The sequence below is a fragment of the Sphingomonas sp. Sph1(2015) genome (assembly GCF_001970915.1).
Classification (GTDB): Bacteria; Pseudomonadota; Alphaproteobacteria; order Sphingomonadales; family Sphingomonadaceae; genus Sphingomonas; species Sphingomonas parapaucimobilis.
This window is the reverse complement of the sequence record NZ_MQUI01000007.1, coordinates 21,503-41,548: the sequence shown is the minus strand read 5'-3', so window position 1 is coordinate 41,548 and position 20,046 is coordinate 21,503. Positions and strand designations below refer to the sequence as shown.

10 protein-coding genes are annotated in these 20,046 nt (G+C 67.7%); 4 read left to right on the top strand and 6 right to left on the bottom strand.

Features of this window, described 5'->3' with window-relative positions:
- Position 1: 1 nt before the first annotated feature.
- Positions 2-2,173 carry a TonB-dependent hemoglobin/transferrin/lactoferrin family receptor gene (locus BSZ14_RS04745; protein WP_076710021.1) on the bottom strand — a complete coding sequence of 724 codons (2,172 nt, stop codon included), beginning with the start codon at positions 2,171-2,173 and terminating at the stop codon, positions 2-4.
- Between the two features lie 383 nt (positions 2,174-2,556).
- Entirely contained in the window at positions 2,557-4,812 is a 2,256-nt protein-coding gene (locus BSZ14_RS04740; protein WP_076710020.1) for a glycoside hydrolase family 3 N-terminal domain-containing protein, read from the bottom strand.
- A gap of 166 nt (positions 4,813-4,978) precedes the next feature.
- On the opposite strand from BSZ14_RS04740, the gene BSZ14_RS04735 reads away from it, so the two are divergent.
- The 4 genes from BSZ14_RS04735 to BSZ14_RS04720 all read left to right on the top strand — a co-directional run bounded on the left by BSZ14_RS04735 (position 4,979) and on the right by BSZ14_RS04720 (position 12,770).
- A complete protein-coding gene (locus tag BSZ14_RS04735; protein ID WP_241823638.1) occupies positions 4,979-6,058 on the top strand; it encodes a LacI family DNA-binding transcriptional regulator in 1,080 nt (359 codons plus the stop codon).
- 3 nt (positions 6,059-6,061) lie between these two features.
- A complete protein-coding gene (locus tag BSZ14_RS04730; protein ID WP_241823637.1) occupies positions 6,062-9,145 on the top strand; it encodes a TonB-dependent receptor in 3,084 nt (1,027 codons plus the stop codon).
- Between the two features lie 62 nt (positions 9,146-9,207).
- The gene (locus tag BSZ14_RS04725; RefSeq protein ID WP_076710018.1) at positions 9,208-10,683 is read left to right on the top strand and encodes a glucoamylase family protein; all 1,476 of its coding nucleotides are present in this window, start codon (positions 9,208-9,210) and stop codon (positions 10,681-10,683) included.
- 233 nt (positions 10,684-10,916) lie between these two features.
- Positions 10,917-12,770, top strand: a complete 1,854-nt coding sequence (locus BSZ14_RS04720; RefSeq protein WP_083748099.1) for a PAS domain-containing sensor histidine kinase — start codon at positions 10,917-10,919, stop codon at positions 12,768-12,770.
- A 24-nt stretch (positions 12,771-12,794) separates the two neighbouring features.
- Here BSZ14_RS04720 and BSZ14_RS04715 read toward each other — a convergent pair whose 3' ends face one another.
- The 4 genes from BSZ14_RS04715 to BSZ14_RS04700 all read right to left on the bottom strand — a co-directional run bounded on the left by BSZ14_RS04715 (position 12,795) and on the right by BSZ14_RS04700 (position 20,037).
- Positions 12,795-14,234: an efflux transporter outer membrane subunit gene (locus BSZ14_RS04715; RefSeq protein ID WP_076710017.1), complete on the bottom strand. Its 1,440-nt coding sequence runs from the start codon at positions 14,232-14,234 to the stop codon at positions 12,795-12,797.
- A complete protein-coding gene (locus tag BSZ14_RS04710) occupies positions 14,227-15,402 on the bottom strand; it encodes an efflux RND transporter periplasmic adaptor subunit (RefSeq protein WP_076710016.1) in 1,176 nt (391 codons plus the stop codon). Before BSZ14_RS04710 ends, BSZ14_RS04715 begins: the two co-directional genes overlap by 8 nt.
- Entirely contained in the window at positions 15,395-18,616 is a 3,222-nt protein-coding gene (locus BSZ14_RS04705; protein ID WP_076710015.1) for an efflux RND transporter permease subunit, read from the bottom strand. Before BSZ14_RS04705 ends, BSZ14_RS04710 begins: the two co-directional genes overlap by 8 nt.
- A 134-nt stretch (positions 18,617-18,750) precedes the next feature.
- Positions 18,751-20,037: a sensor histidine kinase gene (locus BSZ14_RS04700; protein WP_083748098.1), complete on the bottom strand. Its 1,287-nt coding sequence runs from the start codon at positions 20,035-20,037 to the stop codon at positions 18,751-18,753.
- Between the last annotated feature and the right edge of the window lie 9 nt (positions 20,038-20,046).

The following is a 20,046-nucleotide window of genomic DNA, read 5'->3' as shown; positions in this document are numbered from 1 at the left end:
TTCAGAAACGGAGGGTGAGCGAGGCGCTGGCGTTGCGGCCCGGCTGGGTGAAGGCGATGGGCGGTACATCGGCGGCGCCCGCGGGCAGGGGGCGCGGCATGCCGAGGCCGCGAACGTCGGACCACCAGGCATAGGTGGCATTGGTCAGGTTGAAGATACCCGCGCGCAGCGTCAGCGCGTCCGTCACCCGGGCGAACATCGTCGCGTCCAGGATCGTGAAGGCGGCGGGCCGGAAGCATTCCGTGCCGCACAGGCCGGTCGTGTCCCGCGCCGCCTTGCGTGCGCTGTGCGTCATGATGACCTGACCGCCGAAGCGCCCCTCGTCCGGCTCGCGCCAGCCGATGCCCATCACCAGCTTGAGCGGATCGACGGTGGCGAGCGGCCTGCGGCTGTCATTGGCGGCGATCTGTTCGCCCTCCGCATAGGACAGCGCGAGTTGCCCGGTCAGGCCGTTGCGCGCACGCCCCTCGAAACGCGCCTCCGCCCCCTTCACCTTGGCGCGGTCGAGATTGACGAACTGATACAAGGCGGGATTGGCGGGCGTGAAATTGCCGCCCACGACCTCCTGGCTGATGAAGTCGCGATAATCGGCGCGGAAGACGCTGGCCGACAGGTCGATGGCCTCGCTGTTCAGGCGCAGCCCCGCCTCGACCGCCTCGCTGGTTTCCGGGCGCAGCTTCGGGTTGGGGATCGAGGTATAGCCAAAGGCCAGGTTCGAGAAGAACTGGTTGACCTGTCCCGGCTCGGGCGCCCGGAAGCCGCGTGCATAGCTGGCGAACAGGCGCAGGGCGGGGGCGAGGGTCAGGACCGCGCCGATACGCGGGCTCAGCCGGTCCGCCGACTGCGCAGGGCCGACAAATCGGGGCAGCAGCGGATCGCGATCGGGCGACAGGCGATACCAGTCATAGCGCAGGGCAGGATGCAGCGTCAGCGGACCGATGCCGATCTCATCCCCGACAAAGGCCCCGGCCAGGGTGAAGTCGGTCGTCGGGAAGGCGCGCGTCGGGAAGGTCTCGCCCGCGGGCGGAACCGTGCCGTCGCGAACACCGCGCTGGCGCAGCACGCTGATATCCGCACCCGTCACCAGCCGGTGGGTGATCGGGCCGGTCGAAAAGCCCAGCCGTATCTCGCCCGATCCGCCATAAACCCGGTTCTCCAGCGTGTTGAGCCGGGTGCGGTCGGCCAGCGTCACCCGGTCCTCGGCGCTGAACTGGCGATTGTCCGCGTCCTGGACATAGGCCGCCGCGCGCGCGAACTGGACGAACCCGGCCCCGTCATAGGTCCAGTCCAGCCCGGCGCGCCAGCGCTTGCCCGTGTCGCGCGCCTGCAGCCCCGCCACATTGCGGTTGATCCCGGTCAGCACGTCGGTTTCGACGCGGTTGTCGAGATACTCGCCGGTGGCGCGCAGCCGATGCCCGGGCGCGACGTTCCAGACCAGCTTGCCAAGCAGCGCATTGGCCCGGCCGTCCTGCGGATTGGGTGCGGTCCGGGTTACGCCGGTGCCCTCGACATCGCCCTTGTTCTTCAGTTCGGAAAAGTCGCGCCGCGTATAGGCCAGCATCGCCGATACCGCGCCCGAGCGGCCCGCGACGACCCCCGACTGGGTGAATTCGTCGTCCGCCGAACTATATTGCGTCCGCAGCGAGCCGCCGAACGCCTTGTCGCCCAGGATGTCGGCGGGATCGCTGGTGGTGAAACTGACCGCTCCCGCCAGACCGTCGCTGCCGTACAGGGCGGAGGCAGGTCCCCGCAGAAACTCGACCGACTTGATCAGGTCCAGATCGACATAGTCGCCGCGCCCGACATCCTGCGCGCCGAAGCTGAAGCCATAGGGGACACGGACGCCATCGACCTGGATCAGGACGCGGTTGCCGCCGATGCCGCGAACGACGAAGCCCTCATTCCCCGCGCGGCCCGTCGTGCCCATCGCCGCACCGAAGCGGGTCGGTGCCCGCCGGACGCTGATCCCCGGCTCGAAACGGACAAGGTCCTTGATGTCGGTCGCCAGTTCGTCCGCAATTTCCTCGGCCTTCTTGACCGAGACGGTCACCGGCGCATCCTGGGCCTGAATGGGGGCGCGGGTTGCGGTGACGACGACATCGCGCTGTTCGGTCGCGTCTTCCTCGCGCACAGGCTGTCCGAGCGCTGCCATGGCGGCCAGCGTCAAAAACATGAATTACCCCTTTAGATATTAACAATCATTCGCATTAGGCGATGGCGGGATTTTTGCGCAACGCTAAAATGCGAATGAGTATCATTATTCTTTGTGGATAGAGGATGTCAGGGGTATTCCGGCACAAGGCGGAGCGGGGCGGGGCTCCGCATCACATCGCTACGTTCTGGGCGCGCATAGCGGTGCGGCACGGAGCCTGGAATTGGCGTGCGCGCTGAGGCGTTATGACATGGATTTGATCCCCCCGCCCCAACCCCTCCCGCGAAGGGGATGGGCTTCGCGTGGATTTCCGGCAGTGTCGTCCAGCACTTGCCCGCCTTTCATTGCTCGGGAAAGGCGGGCTTCGGATCAAGCACGGGGTGAGGGCGGGAAGGGGCGCGCGATCACGCCAGCGTGAACATGCCCGCAAGCCCCTCGGCCTCCGCCGACGGCGCGATCCAGAGGCGGAAGGCGCCGGGTTCGGTGGTCGGTTTCAAGTCGCGGCCGGTGAAGGACAGGTCGGCGCGGGTGAGGGTGAAGGTCACCTCCTGTCGTGCCCCCGGCGCCAGGGCGACGCGGGTGAAGGCCTTCATCACGCGTACCGGCTGGGTCACGCTGGCCACGACGTCATGGATATAGAGCTGCACCACTTCGGTCGCGGCCATGCGGCCATTGTTGGTGACGGTCGCGCGGATCGTCAGGGGGGTGTCGCCCATTGTCGGGCTGCTCAGGCGCAGGTCCGAATAGACCATCTTGCCATAGGTCAGGCCATGGCCAAACGGGAACAGGGCGCTGTTCGGATGGCCACGGAAGTGCGCCTTATAGGGTTGCAGCGCCCCCGGCGGGTTGGGGCGGCCCGTGCTGCGGTGCGCATAATAATAGGGCACCTGTCCGCTGGCGCGCGGGAAGGACACGGGCAGCCGTGCCGAGGGCGACACCGCGCCGAACAGGATATCGGCGATGGCGGGGCCATCCTGCGAACCCAGGAACCACGTCACCAGCAGGGCGGGCGCCTTCGCCACCGCGCCGGTCAGCGCCAGCGCGCGCCCGGTGCGCAGCAGCACGACATAGGGCTTGCCGGTCGCAGCGATCGCCTCGACCAGCGCCTGTTGCTCGGCGGGCACGGTGATCTCGGTGCGGGACTGCGCCTCGCCGGACATGGTCTGCGTCTCGCCGATCGCGAGAACGACGATATCGGCCGCGCGCGCCGTGGCGACGGCACGCGCCACATCGCTGCCATCGTCCAGGGTCGCGCCGGGAAGCGTCTCGCGCACCGCCGTCATCAGATCGACGGCCTCGCGGTCGGTGCCATAGACGTTCCATGGCCCGATCAGATCATGCCCGCCGCCTGCAAACGGCCCGATCAGCGCGATCGTCTTGCCGGAGCGGGGCAGGGGGAGCAGGTCGCCTTCGTTGCGGAGCATGACGATGCTCCGTGCCCCCGCCTCGCGCGCCAGCGCCAGCGTCTGGGGTGTGCGGATCCGCGTCTTTTCGCGTGCCGGATCGATGCGGCGGAATGGGTCGTCGAACAGGCCGAGCGCGACCTTGAGCGCAAGCACACGGCGCACCGCTTCGTCCAGTCGGGCGAGCGGAACCTCGCCCTTCTCGACCAGATCGGGTAAATATTTGAGGTACAGACCGCTCTGCATCGACATGTCGACCCCGGCCAGAAAGGCCAGCCGCGCCGCATCGCGTCCGTCCTTGGCGAAACCGTGCGCGATCAGTTCCTCGTCTCCGGTATAGTCGGAAACGACCAGTCCGCCGAACCCCCATTCCTGGCGCAGGACGGTATCCAGCAGCCATGGATTGCCGGTGGCGGGTATCCCCGACAGATCGTTGAACGAGGCCATCACTGTCGGCGCTCCGGCCGCGAACGCCGCCTGGAAGGGCGGGAAATAGATGTCGCGCAGCGTCCGTTCCGACACGTCGACGCTGTTATAGTCGAGCCCGGCCTCGCCTGCGCCATAAGCCACGAAATGCTTGGCGCAGGCCGCGACGGCATCCGGCGCGGCGAGGCCGCTGCCCTGAAAGCCCTCGACACGCGCCGCCGCCATCAACCGGCCGAGCAACACGTCCTCGCCCGATCCCTCGACGCCGCGCCCCCAGCGCGCGTCGCGGGCGATGTCGACCATCGGCGCGAAGGTCCAGTCGATCCCCGACGCCGCTGCTTCTACCGCTGCCGCGCGGGCGGTACGGCGCACGAGGTCGGGGTCGAAGCTGGCCGCCTCGGCCAGCGGCACCGGAAAGACGGTGCGCAGGCCATGGATCACGTCGGCGGCGAACAGCAGCGGGATCTTCAGCCGCGATCGTCGCATCGCCTCGGTCTGCATCCGGCGCGCCATCTCCGCGCCATTGCCGTTGAACACGCCGGTCAGTTCACCCCGGCGCACCATGCGCAATTGCGTGTCGAAGCTCGACGCCGCGCCCGCCGGGTTGAGCGAGGTCGCCGCGCCCCCGGCCCAGGCGGCGGCGAGCAGATTGAGCTGCCCGGCCTTTTCGGCCAGCGTCATGCGCGGGATCAGCGCCTCGACCGTCGCGGGAAGCGGTCGTTCGCCGACCAGGGAGAGAAGCGCCCGTGCCGGGCTGGCCGACCATGCCAGCGCCGCGCCCGCCCCGGCCAGCCATGCCCGCCGTGAAATCCGCCGATCCTGCCCGTCCATCCTGCTCCCTTTCCATTTCATTTTCGTGCCGTCTACGCCGTCGCCCGGATCCTATTCCAGGCCGCCGTCCGGATTTCGTTACGCTGGCCAATCGACCGATTGATTGTCATGTCCGCTTCATGTAAGCGGTTTCTGTAAGCGGTTACAAGCCCGCGACACAGAGAGGATGCTTTCGCTGGCCATGCCGCCTGCCCGACCCGATTCTGCCCCGGCCGCCACTCCGGCGACGCGCGGTGCCCATGCGACGATCCATGACGTCGCGCGGGTGGCGGGCGTTTCGGTCGCGTCGGTGTCGCGGGTGTTCAACGGGCGTGACCATGTCCGAGCCGAGATGCGTCGCCGTGTCGAGGAAGCGGCGGCGCAACTGGGTTATGTCCCCCATGCCGGAGCACGCAGCCTGAGTATGGCGCGGACCGGCGCGATCGGCGTGGTGCTGCCCGACCTGCACGGCGAATTCTTCTCCGAATTGCTGCGCGGCATGGACCGCGAGGCGAGCACGCGCCGACTGGGACTGTTGCTGACCGTGCTCCATGACGGGCGCGGGCTCGACACGCTGGCGGCGCTGCGCGGGCAGGTCGACGGCCTGGTGGTGATGGCCCCGGAACTCGACCCCGATGTCCTTGCCCGGCATATGCCGCGCGGGCTGGCGGCCGTGTTCCTGGCCTGCGCGCCGCAGGTCGGCAGCCTGAACATGCGGATCGACAATCGCGCCGGCGCCGCCGCCGCCGTCGCGCATCTGGCGGCGGGCGGGGCGAAGCGGATCGTCCATATCTCCGGCCCGGTGGGCAATCTCGACGCGCAGGAGCGACGCGCAGGCGCTGAGGCCGCCGCCGCCGAGGCAGGTGCGACCCTGAGCGTGATCGAGGGCGACTTTCTGGAGGCCAGCGGCACCATGGTCGGCGAGCGCGTCGCGGCGGGAACGCTGGCGGCGGACGCGATCTTCGCGGCCAACGACATGATGGCGATCGGCGCGCTGATGGCGCTGAAGCGCCACGGTATCGCCGTGCCGGAACAGGTGGCGGTCGCCGGGTTCGACGACATTCCCTTGGCACGGCTGGTAAGCCCGGCGTTGACCAGCGTCGCGATCGACATCGCGGCGATGGGCGCGCGTGCCGTGGCGCAGCTGGCCGCGCAGATCGCGGGCGCGCGCGAAGCATCTTCGGGAGAGGCATCCACCGGGGCGGACGAGGTCATCGTCCCGCATCTGATGGTGCGTGAGACAACAAGAGAAACGGACAGGGGATAGGTTATGACACGGAACGCTTTCAGGCTGGCGCTCGCCGGGGCGACGATGCTGGCGGGGCTGGGCACCGCGACGATGTGGAGCGCGCCCGCCATGGCGCAGGCCGGGCAGGCGGCGCTGCGCGGCGTGATCCGCACCGCGCCCGACAATCCGTTGCAGGACGTGACGCTGGTCGAGGTCGATACCGGCTTTCGCCGCACGGTCGTGCCCGGCGCGGACGGCAGCTATAATTTCCCGTCACTGCGGGCCGGTGCCTATCGGCTGGAAATCCGCCTTCAGAAGGGCACGCGCAACTCCGATCAGTTCACCCTGCGTGTCGGGCAGAATGCCGGGCTCGACCTCGACCTGACCACCGCCCCGGCACCGGCCCAGCCTGCACCGGGCGACAACACCGCCGGTGAGACCGCACCGCCCCCCGCCGAGGCGCAGCAGGGCGACATCATCGTCACCGGCAGCCGCATCCGCTCGCTGTCCGGCGGACAGGTGGGCATCAACATCACGCCGCGACTGCTCGAGCAGTTGCCGCAGAACAGCCGCAACTTCCTGGCCTTTGCCGATCTGGCTCCCGGCGTGCGCTTCATCGAAAGCTCGGACGGCAGCTCGCGCATCCAGGGCGGCGCGCAAGGGTCGAACTCGGTCAACGTCTTCATCGATGGCGTCAGCCAGAAGGACTATGTTCTGCGTGGAGGCCTGACCGGCCAGGACAGCTCGCCCGGCAATCCGTTCCCGCAGCTCGCGATCGGCGAGTATCAGGTGCTGTCGTCCAACTACAAGGCGGAGCTGGATCAGGTCAGCTCGGTCGCGATCATCGCGGGCACCAAGTCGGGCACCAACGAATTCCACGGCGAGGGCTTTTTCGACTTCACCAACCAGAAGCTGCGCGACCGTCGCCCGACCGAAATCTATCCGAACAAGATCGCCAAGATCCCTTCGGAGGACAAGCAGTTCGGCGTCGCGCTGGGCGGTCCGATCGTCAAGGACGTCGCGCATTTCTTCGTCAGCTATGAGGGCAAGCGGCGGCAGGTGCCGATCGACATCCTGCCGACCAACGGCGTAGCGGTGTCCAGCCTGCCCGCCCAGTATCGCGACATCTTCGGCTCGTTCAATTCGAGCTTCCGCCAGGACCTGTATTTCGGCAAGATCGACCTGGAGCCGACCGACAAGGACCTGGTCGAGCTGACCGGCAAGTATCGCAACGAGACCGGCGTCCAGATCGGCAACGGCAATGCCGCCTTCTCCACGCGCACCCTGAGCAAGGTGAACGAGAAGCGCGGGATGCTGCGCTGGCAGCATAGCGAGGACTCGTGGATCAACGATGTGCGCGTCTCCTATGAGGATGTCGCCTGGTCGCCCCAGCCCGCCGAGAACGGCATCGGCCAGCAGTTCCGCACCACGACGCGCAACGGCAGTAGCGTGTCGACCTTCGACCTGTTCCGCACCGGCGCCGGGCTGGGCTTCCAGGACAAGGGGCAGAAGGGCTGGACCGTGCAGGACGACTTCACCTGGACCGGCGTCGAGAACCACACGTTCAAGGTCGGCGCGAAGGCCAAGTGGGTGACGCTCAACTCGCTGGAGCAGAACCTGATCAACCCGCTCTATCTCTATGACACCACCCTGCCGTCGGCGAGCGGGTTCAACGACCAGATTCCCTACAGCCTGCAGTTCGGCGCGAACGGGAGTCTCGGCGATCCGCGCATCCGCTCGAAGAACTTCCAGCTCGGCCTCTATGCACAGGACGATTGGGACGTGACCGACCGGCTGACGCTGAATATCGGCCTGCGCTGGGATTATGAGCGGACCCCGGCGTTCCTGAACTACGTGACCTCCGCCGAGAACGTCAACGCGGTGTCGCCTGCCAACTATCCGAACCTGGTCAACGCCGATTACAGGATCAGCGACTATATCTCGACCGGCAGCAACCGGAAGGCGTTCAAGGGCGCATGGCAGCCGCGCGTCGGCTTCACCTATCGCCTGGACGAACAGGGCCGGTTCGCGGTGTTCGGCGGCTATGGCCGGTCGTACGACCGCAACCAGTTCGACTTCCTGCAGCAGGAACTGTCGAACGGCCGCTTCCAGCGTCGCGAGTTCCTGTTCCAGGGCGCCGACACGATCAATCCCTGTACGCCGGGACCCAACTGCATTCCCTGGAACCCGATCTACCTGACCGATGCGGGTCGCCAGCAGCTGATCGGCAATGGCGGTCCGGGCGGGCGCGAGTTCCGCTTCATCAACAACGACCTGAAGGTTCCGTATTCGGACCAGTTCAGCCTGGGCGTTCGCGGGCGGTTCAACCCGGTCGAGCTGGAGGTCGGCTATACGCGGATCGTCAGCAAGGACGGGTTCGTCTATCTGCTCGGCACGCGCCGTCCCGACGGGTCGTTCTTCGCGCCTTCGCCGACCACGGGCGCGCCGCAGGCGCCGAACACCAGCTTCGCGCCGAGCGGGTACGGCGCGATCATCCTGGGCGACAACGGGCTGGAGACGCGGGCGGACTCGGCCTATGCCAAGCTGACCAAGGCCTATTCGGCCGCCTCGCCCTGGAGCATCGACGCTACCTATACTTTCACCGCGGCGGTCGATAACCGGCCGAACAACGACCAGTCCTCCTACTTCCTGCTCGATTTCCCCAAGGCCTCGGATTACCCGATGCTGCGCTCGGGAGTGGTTCCGCGGCACCGCTTCGTGGTGGCGGGCAGCGTCGACACGCCGCTGGGCGTGACGATGTCGGCGAAGTTCCAGATCGAAAGCCCGACCTTCCAGCGCGCGTTGCTCGACACGTCGAACCCGTATCAGCGGACGTTGGTGGGTTCGGAAGTGTTCGGGCTGGGCGATCGCTGGGGCCGTCGCCAGCTCGACCTGGCGTTCACCAAATATGTGCCGCTGAAGTTCATCAGCGACGCGACGCGCATCCGTTTCCGTGTCGACATCATCAACGCGATGAACGACCGCAATTACGTCGACTATAACAACGACCCGAGCGACACGACGCGGACCCCGGGCTCGCCAAGCATCTACCGGGAAAGGTCGACCTACAGCATCGGCGGCAATCCGCCGCGCACGGTGAAGCTGTCGGCAGGCTTCAACTTCTGATGCGTCCTCCGCCGTCACCCCGGTCGGCGCCGGGGTGACGGTACAGATTCGAGAATAACCGCATGACGTTCGATCGACGGGATATCCTGCGCGCCACGGCGCTGGGCGGGGCGGGGTGGCTGGCGGGGTGTACCGCCGGGCCGCTCGCGCCGAAGCGGGCGCCGCTGCTGGCCTTTCCCGGTGCCCTGCCCAGGGTCGGCACCACCCCGGCAAGTGCCAGCGACCCGCTGATGGACGATATCCAGCGTCGGACCGTCAGCTATTTCTGGAACACCACCGATCAGGTGACGGGGTTGGCCCCCGATCGCTGGCCGACCCCCAGCTTCGCCTCGATCGCGGCGGTCGGCTTTGCGCTGACCACCTATCCGATCGCGGCGACGCGCGGCTGGATCACCCGAGCCGCCGCCGCGCAGCGCACGCTGGCCACGCTGCGCTTCTTCGCGAACGCACCGCAGGGGCCGGACAAGGAGGGGATGACCGGCTATAAGGGCTTTTTCTACCACTTCCTCGGCGTCACCAAGGGACATCGCTTCGCCAGGACCGAGCTATCGACGATCGACACCGCGCTGCTGCTGGGCGGCGTCCTGTTCGCGCAGACCTGGTTCGACGACGAGGCGGACCCGGCCGAGCGGGAAATCCGTGCGCTCGCCGACCAGCTCTACCGCGCGGTCGAATGGGACTGGATCACGCCGCGCAAGCCTTTCGTCTCGATGGGCTGGCATCCCGAAAGCGGCTTCATCGGCTCGGACTGGAACATCTATAACGAAAGCCTGATCCTCTACGTCCTGGCGCTGGGCTCGCCGACCCATGCGCTGCCGCCGACGACATGGGACGCATGGACCGCCAAGTTCGACCCGTCATGGGACGAGAAATACGACAATCCCTTCACCGCCTTCCCGCCGCTGTTCGGGCATCAGTACAGCCAGGTGTGGATCGACTTTCGCGGGCTGATGGACACCTATTCCAAACGGCGCGGTTTCGATTATTTCGAGAATAGCCGCCGCGCGACCTATGCGCAGCGCCGTTATGCGATCAACAATCCGGCGGGCTGGCGCGGCTATGGCGAGAATGTCTGGGGGCTGACCGCGTGCGACGGGCCGGGGGATTTCGTGCGCGAGATCAACGGGCGCAAGCGCGAATTCTTCTCCTATTCGGCGCGCGGCCCCGGCGACCGCGACGACGGCACGATCGCACCCACCGCCGCGCTGGGCTCGGTGGCCTTCGCGCCCGAGATCGTGCTGCCCGCCGCGCGTGCGATGTATTCCACCTATGGCACCGCGATCTACGACCGCTACGGCTTTCGCGACAGCTTCAATCCGACGCTGACCCTGACCGACGTCAAGCTGCAGCATGGCAAGGTGGTGCCCTATATCGGCTGGGTCGCGGACGACTTCCTCGGCATCGACCAGGGGCCGATCGCGTGCATGATCGAGAACTGGCGCAGCGGCCTGATCTGGAAGACGATGCAGAAGAACCCCTATATCCGGGCCGGGCTGGAACGCGCCGGGTTCAAGGGCGGCTGGCTAACACCGGCATAGCTGGTATCTCTCCTGGCAGCCGCACGGCGCCCGGATCACGCTGTCCCCGCCCTCCACCTTCGACGGTGTCGACCGATCGGCACGTCACCGCCGAATCCCGCGAAGGCATTGGCATGTCCATCCGGTCAGACGGGTTGCTTTATCTCTGGCCTGGCTTGGGTTAGGCCATTGCCCGACAGGGTGGCAGCAAGCGCATGACGGCTTTCTGATCAACAGCCGGGGGCGGAAGACAAATGGACTTTGGCAAGGACGACGGCGGACCGCCCAGGCATGGCCCCATGATGATGGAGCGGGTGCGTGCCCATGACTGGGCCGCGACATCGGTCGGCGCCTTGGCGGACTGGCCGCAAAGTCTTTGCACCGCTGTCGACATCATGCTCCACGCCGGTCAGGCGATGTGCCTGATCTGGGGGGCGGATCGGATTCAGATCTACAATGATGAATATGCTCGGATTTTGGGCGGCCGTCACCCCGAGGCCCTGGGGCTGTCGGCGGCCGGGACATGGCGCGAGCGATGGGACGTGCTCCACCCGTTGATCGACCGCGCCTTTGCCGGCGAGCGTGTCGCCATTCGTGACCAGCCGATCACCATGACCCGGCACGGCATCGACGAGCAAAGCTGGTGGAATTTCGCCTATTCGCCGGTTCATGATGAAAGCGGGCGAATCGCGGGACTGTTGAACATCTGTTCGGACAGTACCGAGCGGGTTCGCGCCCTGCGCGATCGGGACAGGGCGTTCGAGAATCTGCGGGAACGCGAATCCTTCACCGGCAGCGTCCTCGCCAGTTCGACCGATTGCATCAAGGTCCTCGATCTCGATGGCAAGCTGGCCTTCATGAGCGATGGCGGACAGCGGGTGATGGAGGTCAGCGACTTCAACGCCATCCTTGGCTGTCCGTGGCCGGATTTCTGGACGGGCGACGGCCATCGGGAGGCCAGGGCTGCCCTCGAGGCTGCGCGGGCGGGCCAGTCCTCCAGCTTCATCGGGCGCGCCAGCACCATGAAGGGCAACTGGAAATGGTGGCACGTGGCGGTCAGCCCCATATTCGACGCCGATGGGCGTTGGGACCGTATCCTGTCGGTATCGCGCGACATCACCGATCTGCGCGAGAGCGAGGAAGAGCGCGACCGCTTCGTCCGGCTGGTGGAGAACAGCACCGACTTCGTGGCGATGGCCCATCTCGACGGGCGCATATTCTTCATGAACGACGCTGCCCGCAGCATCGTCGGACTGGAGGATGTGGACTATACATCGCTTTCGATCGCCGATTTTTTCCTGCCCGACGCCCTGGAAATCGTGATGCAGGAAGCTCTTCCGGCCGTTGCGGAGCGGGGAAGCTGGTCGGGTGACGTGCTCTTCCGGCATTTCGGGACCGGCGAACTGATCCCGATGCTCTATTCGGTTTTCCCCATTACCGATGCCAGCGGCGAAATGGTCGGATACGGGACAGTCACCCGTGACATTCGCGAGCGCAAGCAGGCCGAGGAGGATATGCGATACCTCAACGGCGAACTGGCCCATCGCCTGAAGAACGTCCTGTCCGTCATCCAGTCGGTCGCGCAGCAGACGCTGCGCAATTCGCCCGACACCCAAACCGCCGCAAACGCCCTGTCGGCGCGCCTCGTCGCGCTGGGTGGCGCGACGGACATCCTGACCGGCAAGTCGTGGCGATCCGCCGACCTCCGCGAGCTGGCGGAACGTACACTGGCTCCGCATGGCGGCATCGGCGAGCGGATCATCATCGACGGGCCACCGATCGTCCTGCAACCCGAAGCCAGCATGGCCTTTGCCCTGGCGCTGCACGAGCTGGCGACGAACGCAGCCAAATATGGCGCCCTCTCCAACGATACGGGTATCGCGACGCTGCATTGGTCGGTGGACGGGATGGAGGACGACGCACGGCTGTCCGTGCAATGGTCGGAGCGTGGCGGCCCGCCCGTCAGTCCGCCGCGATGCAAAGGCTTCGGTTCCGTTCTGATCGAACGGTCGCTGCGGTCCTATTTCAAGGAATTGTCCGCGACCGATTACCGTCCCGAGGGACTGATGCTGAAGCTGAGGGGGCGCCTGGCGGACGCCGCCCTCTGATGCGGGACGCAGGCGAGGATCAGGCTATGCCGGTCGCGCAGACCATGATCCTCCCCCCAGCGCGCGGGCCAGTGCGACGGTGGCGGTCAGGCGTCGGGTCTGCAGCGACAGGGCGCTTTGCTGGTCGCGAAGCAGGTTTTCCTGGGCGGTGGCGACGTCCAGATAGGTGGCCGCGCCCTTGATATAGCGATCCAGCGCGATGGCACTGGTGCTGGCGGCGGATCGGACCGCCTGATCCTGTGCGGCCTGCGCCTCGTCGAGATGACGCAACGTGGCCAGGGCGTCCTCGACGTCCTGGAATGCCCCCAGGGCACGGACCCGATAGTCGGCGGCGGCGGCATCCCAGTCCGCCCGCGCGGCGGCGACATCGGCGCGCCGCTTGCCGCCGTCGAACAGGTTGAGGATCGCGCCCGGTCCGACTGCCCAGAAGATGTTCGGGGCCGCGACCAGCCCGGCCAGCGCCGTGCCCTGGAATCCGCCTGTGCCGCCCAGCGTGATCTGGGGAAAGAACGCCGCCTTCGCGACGCCGATCCGCGCATTGGCCGCCGCCATGCGCCGCTCGGCCGCCGCGATATCGGGGCGCTTGGCGAGCAGGGTCGAGGGGACGCCGACCGGAATGCTCGGCAGGTGGAGCGGGGTATCGCGTCCCGGGATGGAAAACACCGAGGCGGGCTGGCCGACCAGGCTGGCGATCGCATGTTCGGTCAGGGCGCGATCGGCCTGCAATGCGGCATATTGCGCCCGGGCTTCGCCGAGCAGCGCGCCCGCCCGGCCGACATCCATGCCCGTCGCGATGCCGCCGCGAAAGCGGTTGCGGGTCAGGGCGTCGGCCTTGGCGAAGGCCTCGATCGTCTGGGTGAGCAATGCCAGTTGCTGGTCCTGTCCCCGCAGGCGCACGAAGTCGGCCGCCAATTGCCCCTGAAGCGCCAGCTTGACCGCCGCCATATCGTCGCGGCTGGCCTCGGCGAGCGCGCGGCCGGAGGCGACCGAGTTGCGCACGCGCCCCCACAGGTCGGCCTCATAGGATATGTCGCCGCCCAGCGTCGCGGCGGTATAGAAATCCGGCTGCGAACCGCCGCGCAACGGGCGCTCGTCCGACTGTCGGTTGCGGAGGACGCTCGGCGTCAGTTCGACACGGGGAAACAGCCCGGAACGCGCGCCCGCCAGGGTGGCGCGGGCCATGTCATAGCGGGCCAGCGCCCCCGCCAGCGTCGGATTGTCGCTGTCGATCCGCGCCTCCAGCCGGTCGAGCAGCGGATCGCCGAAGCCGGTCCACCAGGCGGCGGGCAGGGCGGTGGCGGCGGTTGCATCGACGGGCTTCCACACCCCGTCCCCGGCGGCCGGTATCTCCTTGAACGCGACGGGGGCGGGCAGGGCTGGCGGGCGATAGGCGGGGGCCATCGAGCATCCGCCCAGCAGCGCCAGCGCGGCACCGGCGAGCCAGCGGGTCAGGGGCTTAGCCATGATGGTTCTGCCCGACGCGGACCAGTTCGCCCTGCGCCAGCGAGTCCGGCGGGTTGTCGACGATCTGTTCGCCGGGCGTGATGCCGGACAGGACTTGTACGGTCGGGCCATTGTCCTGCCCGATATGGACCTGATGCATCACGACATGCCTGCGCGGGTCGACCGTGGCGACCTGAGCCCCGCCCGCGCCGAACAGGATGGCGCTGGACGGCACCTGTGCCGCGCCCGGCTGTCCGGGCAGATCGAACCGCGCCTGGGCATAGCCGCCGGGTTTCAGCAGGCCGTCGGGATTGTCGGCGAGCAACTGGACCCGGAACGCGCCCGATTGCGGGTCGACCGCGCTCGACAGGCCCGCGACGGTCGCGGTGAAGCGGCGTCCCGGAAAGGCAGGAACGGTCAGCGTCGCGGTCATGCCCGGCCTGATCGTCGCCGACAGCGACTGCGGGACGTTGACATAGACCCTGATCCGATGCGTGTCGGCGACGCCGAACATCGGTGCCTGGGCGGCGGCACCGGGACCGACCAGATCGCCGACCTCGGCATTGCGAGCGGTCACCACCCCGGCAAAGGGCGCGCGGACCACGGCATAGCGCTTCATCGCCTCCAGCCGCGACAGGGCGGCGCGCGCCTCGGCGACACCGGCGGTCTTGACCGCGAGATCGCCGTTCTTCTCGTCGACCTCCTGCTTGGACACCGAGGAGGTGGTCAGCAGGTCGCTCCAGCGCGCCGCCGTACTGCGCGCCAGCTTTTCATGCGCAACGGCGCTGGCAAGTGCGGCACGGGCCTGGCCGATCTGCTGGTCGAGTTCGGGCGTGTCGATGACCCCCAGCGCCTGTCCGGCCGCGACATGCGCGCCGATGTCCTGCGACCAGCTGCGCACATAGCCGCCGACACGGGGGAAAAGCCGGGCGGCTTCCCAGGCCTCCAGCGTGGCGGGCAGGTCAAGCGCTTCGCTCGCCGCGCCACGCTGGACGGGGATCAGGTGGACGGTCGGGATGGCGTTGGTGGCGGACCAGCTGGCCGCCGCCGCGACGTCATGGCCTCGGGTCAGGGTTCCCACGCCCACCGTGCCGATCGCCAGCACGGCGGCGGCAAGGCCTGCGATCTTCAGGCCCTTGGGGCTGGGCGTGTCGGCCGACACAGCGGGGGCCGGGGCGGCGTCATGCATGGATGGCTTCTCCGTTGGGCATAAGGGGGGTGGGCGCGGTCGCCTTCTGGCGGCGATGCGCGATGGCGAAGACGACGGGAACGAAGACGAGCGTGGCGAGCGTGGCGCAGAGCAGCCCGCCGATCACGGCACGGCCGAGCGGCGCATTCTGCTCGCCGCCTTCGCCCAGGCCCAGCGCCATGGGGGCCATGCCGATCATCATCGACAATGCGGTCATCAGGACCGGGCGGAAGCGGGTGGCCCCGGCTTCCATCGCGGCCTGGATCGCATCGCCGCAGGCGGCCAGCCGCTCGCGGGCGAAGCTGACCACCAGCACGCTGTTCGCGGTCGCCACGCCCATGCACATGATCGCGCCGGTCAGCGCGGGGACGCTGAGCGGCGTGTGCGTCGCGAACAGCATCCACACGATCCCGGCGAGCGCGGCGGGCAGGGCGGACACGATCACCAGCGGATCGATCCAGCTCTGGAAGTTCACGACGATCAGCAGGTAGATCAGGATGACGGCCCCGGCGAGGCCGAGGATCAGGCCGGTGAAGGCGGTGTTCATCGTCTCCACCTGTCCGCGCATCGCGACGGTCGCGCCCTTGGGCAACTGTGCCTTGGTCTCGGCCAGCACTTTGTCGATGTCGGCGGCGACCGCGCCCAGATCGCGACCCTGCGGCGTCGCATAGACGTCGAACACCGGCTGCACCGCATAATGCGACACCAGCGCGGGGCTGGGTTCGCGGTGCAGCGTGCCCAGCGCCTGAAGCGTCTGGAAGCTGCCGGGCGCGCTGCCGGTGATCGGCAGGTTGTCGAGCTGCTCGATGGTGCTGGCGCGATATTGCGGCGACTGCACCACGATCGGATAGGACACGCCGTTCTTGGGGTTGAGCCAGAAGGTCGGGGCGACCTGAGAGCTGCCTGCGAGATTGACCGACAGGCTGCGGGTCACGTCATTCTCGGTGATGCCCAGGCGGCTGGCCTGGGCGCGGTCCACGTCGACCGCATATTCGGGATAGTTGGATGCCTGTTGCAGGCGGACATCGGCCAGCCCCGGCACCTTCGACAGGCGGGCGACGAGCATCCGGGCATAGGCCTCGTTTCCCTTGGTGTCAGGCCCGGCGACCTGCACGTCGATGGGGGCGGGCGAACCGAAGTTCAGGATCTGGCTGACGATATCGGCGGGCAGGAAGGCGAAGGACGAGCCGGGGAAGTCGCGGGGCAGCTGTTCGCGCAGCGCCTTGACGAAATCGGGCGTCGGGCGATGGCCTTCCTTCAGCGTGACCAGGATGTCGCCGTCCTGCGGGCCGACGCCGCCGGTGTTGGAATAGGCGCGGTTGATGCCGCTGACCGGCAGGCCGATATTGTCGACGATGGTGTCGAGCTGGTCGGCGGGAATGACCTGGCGGACACGGTTCTCGATATGGTCGAACAGCGCCGCCGTCTCCTCGATCCGGGTGCCGACGGGCGCGCGGACGTGCAGGCTGATCTGGCCCGCATCGACCGCGGGGAAGAAGTTGCGGCCGAGCATCGGCACCAGCGCGAAGGACATCAGCACCACGATCATGAAGCCGATGACGAAGGGCCGCCGCCGGGCGAGCGCGAAGGCGAGCAGGCCGGTGTAATAGCGGCGCACCGCCTCGAACCGATGCTCGAAGCCATGCTGGAATCGGCGCAGCGGGTTGCGGCTCTCCGGGCGTCCGGCCTGCGCATCGTGGCTGACCATCACCTCGGCGGTGTGCGGCCCGGCGTGATCGCGCAGCAGGTAATTGCCCATGGTCGGCACCAGCGTGCGCGACAGGACGAACGAGGCGATCATGGCGAACACCACCGCCATCGCCATCGGCGCGAACAGGAAGCCCGCGACGCCCGGCAGGAAGAACATCGGCACGAAGGCGATGCAGATGCACAGCAGCGAGACGAAGGCGGGGCCGACGATCTGCTTCGCGCCGTCCAGGATCGCGTCGCGCACCGACTTGCCCTGCTCCAGGTGCCAGTTGATATTCTCGATCGTGACGGTCGCGTCGTCGACCAGGATACCGACCGCCAGCGCCAAGCCGCCCAGCGTCATGATGTTGAGCGTCTGCCCGGCGAGCGCCAGCCCGGCGATGGCGGCCAGGATGGCCAGCGGGATGGATGCGGCGATGATGACCGTCGACCGCCACGATCCCAGGAACAGCAGGATCATCAGGCTGGTCAGCGCGGCGGCGATCACGCCTTCGCGCATCACGCCCGACACGGCCGCCTTCACGAACACCGACTGGTCGGACAGCGGCTTGACGCTCAGGCCCGGCGGCAGCGTCGCCTCCAGCCTGGGCATCAGCGCCTTGACCTGATCGACGATCGCGATGGTCGAGGCCGACCCGCTCTTCAGTACCGTCATCAGGACCGAGCGTGCGCCATCGACGCGCACCTCGTTGCGCTGCGGCGGCGAGCCGTCGCGGACATGCGCCACGTCGCGCATCAGCACGGTCGTCCCGTCGATCGTCCTGATCGGCAGGTCGTTGAGATCGTCGATCGCGTCGGGACTGTTGTTCAGGCGGAGATTATATTCATACTGGCCGATCTTGGCGGTGCCCGCAGGCACGATCTGGTTCTGCTGCGCCAGCGCGTTGGCGACGTCGGTCGCCGACAGCCGGTGCGCCTGAAGCGCGGCGGGATCGAGGTCGATCTGGATCTGGCGCTCCTTGCCGCCATAAGGCGAGGGGATCGCCGCCCCCTGCACCGAGGCCAGCGCGGGGCGGATCATGTTCTGGCCGAGGTCGTAAATCTTCTGTTCGGACAGGCCCTTGCCCGAAAGCGCAAGTTGCAGGATCGGCACGGTCGAGGCGTTGTAGTTCAGGATCAGCGGCGGGGTGATGCCCGGCGGCATCTGCTTCAGCACGGTCTGCGAGGCCGACGTCACCTGCGCGGTGGCGGTGCGGATATCGACGCCCGGGCGGAAGAAGATCTTCACGATGCCCACGCCCGACAGCGACTGGCTTTCGATATGGTCGATGTCGCCGACGGTCGCGGACAGCGACCGCTCGTAATAATAGATCACCCGCCCCGACATGTCGCGCGGCGGCAGGCCGCGATAGGTCCATACCGCCGCGATCACGGGAATGCGGATGTCGGGGAAGATGTCGGTCGGTGTCTCGACCGCCGCGATCCCGCCCCCCAGCACGATCAGGATCGCGAGGACGACGAAGGTATAGGGTTTGCTGAGGGCGAGCTTGACGAGCTGAAGCATGGGCGTCCCGGTGACCGTCAGGGATGGGCGGTGTCGGCGACGGCGCGGGGATCGAGGGGTTGGGGAACCCGCAGTCCGTCGTCGACGGGGGGCTCCATCGCGCCATATGCGGGCGCAGACGACTTAAATGAATTTCACGCCGGTCGGGGCAGCGCGATGCGCACGCACAGGCCCGGCGCGGCATCCGACAGGCTGAGGCGGAAGCCATGCAGGTGCAGGATCGCCACGACCAGGCTGAGGCCCAGGCCGCTGCCCGGAATGTCCTGCATGCCCTGTCCCCGATGGAACCGGCGCAGCACCGCATCACGTTCGTCGGCCGCGATGCCGGGGCCGTCGTCACGAACCTCGATCGCGCGTCCTTGCGCGTCCTCGACCAGGGCGATCGCGACGCGACCGCCGGGGCGGCCGAACTTGATGGCATTGTCGAGCAGGTTGCTCAGCGCCTCGAACAACAGCTTGTCGTCGCCATTCACCGACCATGATCGCGTCGCGACCGACAGGGTGATGCCGCCATCCTCGGCCAGCGGTTCGTAGAGATCGGCCACCTGTGTGACGAGGGTGCCCAGATCGACGGTGCGGAACCCGGCACGGCGCCGCCCCGCCTCCAGCTCGGAAATACGCAGCAAGGCGGCGAACCGCTCCAGCACCAGATCGAGGTCGGCAGTCGCCTGTCGGATGCCCGTCGTCACCTCGACCGTGTCCTGCGGCCGATGCTGCAAGGCGTTCAGCGTGGCGCGGACGCGGGTGAGGGGGGTGCGCAGGTCGTGCGCGATGGCATCGGTCGCGCCCTTGACCTGGGCGACGACACGACCGACCTCTTCGACCGTCGCATTCACCGTCGTCGCGAACTGGTCCAGCTCGTCATGCCGTCCCGCGATCGGCATCCTGACAGAGAAGTCGCCCGCCGCGATCTCCCGGCTGGCGCGTTGCAGCGCCCGGACCCGGCGGAGCGGTGCCCGGCTGAACCAGATCGCGGCGGTCGTGACGCATAACAGGGTCAGCAGGCCGCTGACGATCAATGTTTCCAGGATCGTGCGGCGCAGGTCACGCAGCAGGCTGATGTCGCGCCCGACCAGCAGCGTCTCCCCCTCGCGGGTGCGCAGCGCGACCAGCCGCAACGGGCCGCGAGATCCGCCGTCGACATCGACGGGCAGGCCGGGCGGCAGGGGGCGCGACAGGCGGATATTGCCGACGACCGGGGTGCCGTCGGCCGCGATCAGCGACAGATAGTTGAAACCGGCACGGTCGCGCCGCAGCTCGTACCGGATACGATCGGGCAACTGGTCGGCGGGGACCTGCAACAGGCGCTGCGCGGCGGCATGAAGGATCCGATCGCTGCGTGCGGTCAGGTCGCGGGCGGTGGCGACATAGACGACGCCCAGCATCGCGATCAGCCCGACGACGAACACCGCCCCCAGCATGGCCGAAAG

Excerpts from the sequence above, each read along its gene's own strand:
- BSZ14_RS04745 (WP_076710021.1), bottom strand. The coding sequence starts at position 2,173 with ATGTTTTTGACGCTGGCCGCCATGGCAGCGCTCGGACAGCCTGTGCGC.
- BSZ14_RS04730 (WP_241823637.1), top strand. The coding sequence starts at position 6,062 with ATGACACGGAACGCTTTCAGGCTGGCGCTCGCCGGGGCGACGATGCTG.
- BSZ14_RS04740 (WP_076710020.1), bottom strand. The coding sequence starts at position 4,812 with ATGGACGGGCAGGATCGGCGGATTTCACGGCGGGCATGGCTGGCCGGG.
- BSZ14_RS04700 (WP_083748098.1), bottom strand. The coding sequence starts at position 20,037 with ATGCTGGGGGCGGTGTTCGTCGTCGGGCTGATCGCGATGCTGGGCGTC.
- BSZ14_RS04720 (WP_083748099.1), top strand. The coding sequence starts at position 10,917 with ATGGACTTTGGCAAGGACGACGGCGGACCGCCCAGGCATGGCCCCATG.
- BSZ14_RS04705 (WP_076710015.1), bottom strand. The coding sequence starts at position 18,616 with ATGCTTCAGCTCGTCAAGCTCGCCCTCAGCAAACCCTATACCTTCGTC.
- BSZ14_RS04725 (WP_076710018.1), top strand. The coding sequence starts at position 9,208 with ATGACGTTCGATCGACGGGATATCCTGCGCGCCACGGCGCTGGGCGGG.
- BSZ14_RS04735 (WP_241823638.1), top strand. The coding sequence starts at position 4,979 with ATGCTTTCGCTGGCCATGCCGCCTGCCCGACCCGATTCTGCCCCGGCC.
- BSZ14_RS04715 (WP_076710017.1), bottom strand. The coding sequence starts at position 14,234 with ATGGCTAAGCCCCTGACCCGCTGGCTCGCCGGTGCCGCGCTGGCGCTG.
- BSZ14_RS04710 (WP_076710016.1), bottom strand. The coding sequence starts at position 15,402 with ATGCATGACGCCGCCCCGGCCCCCGCTGTGTCGGCCGACACGCCCAGC.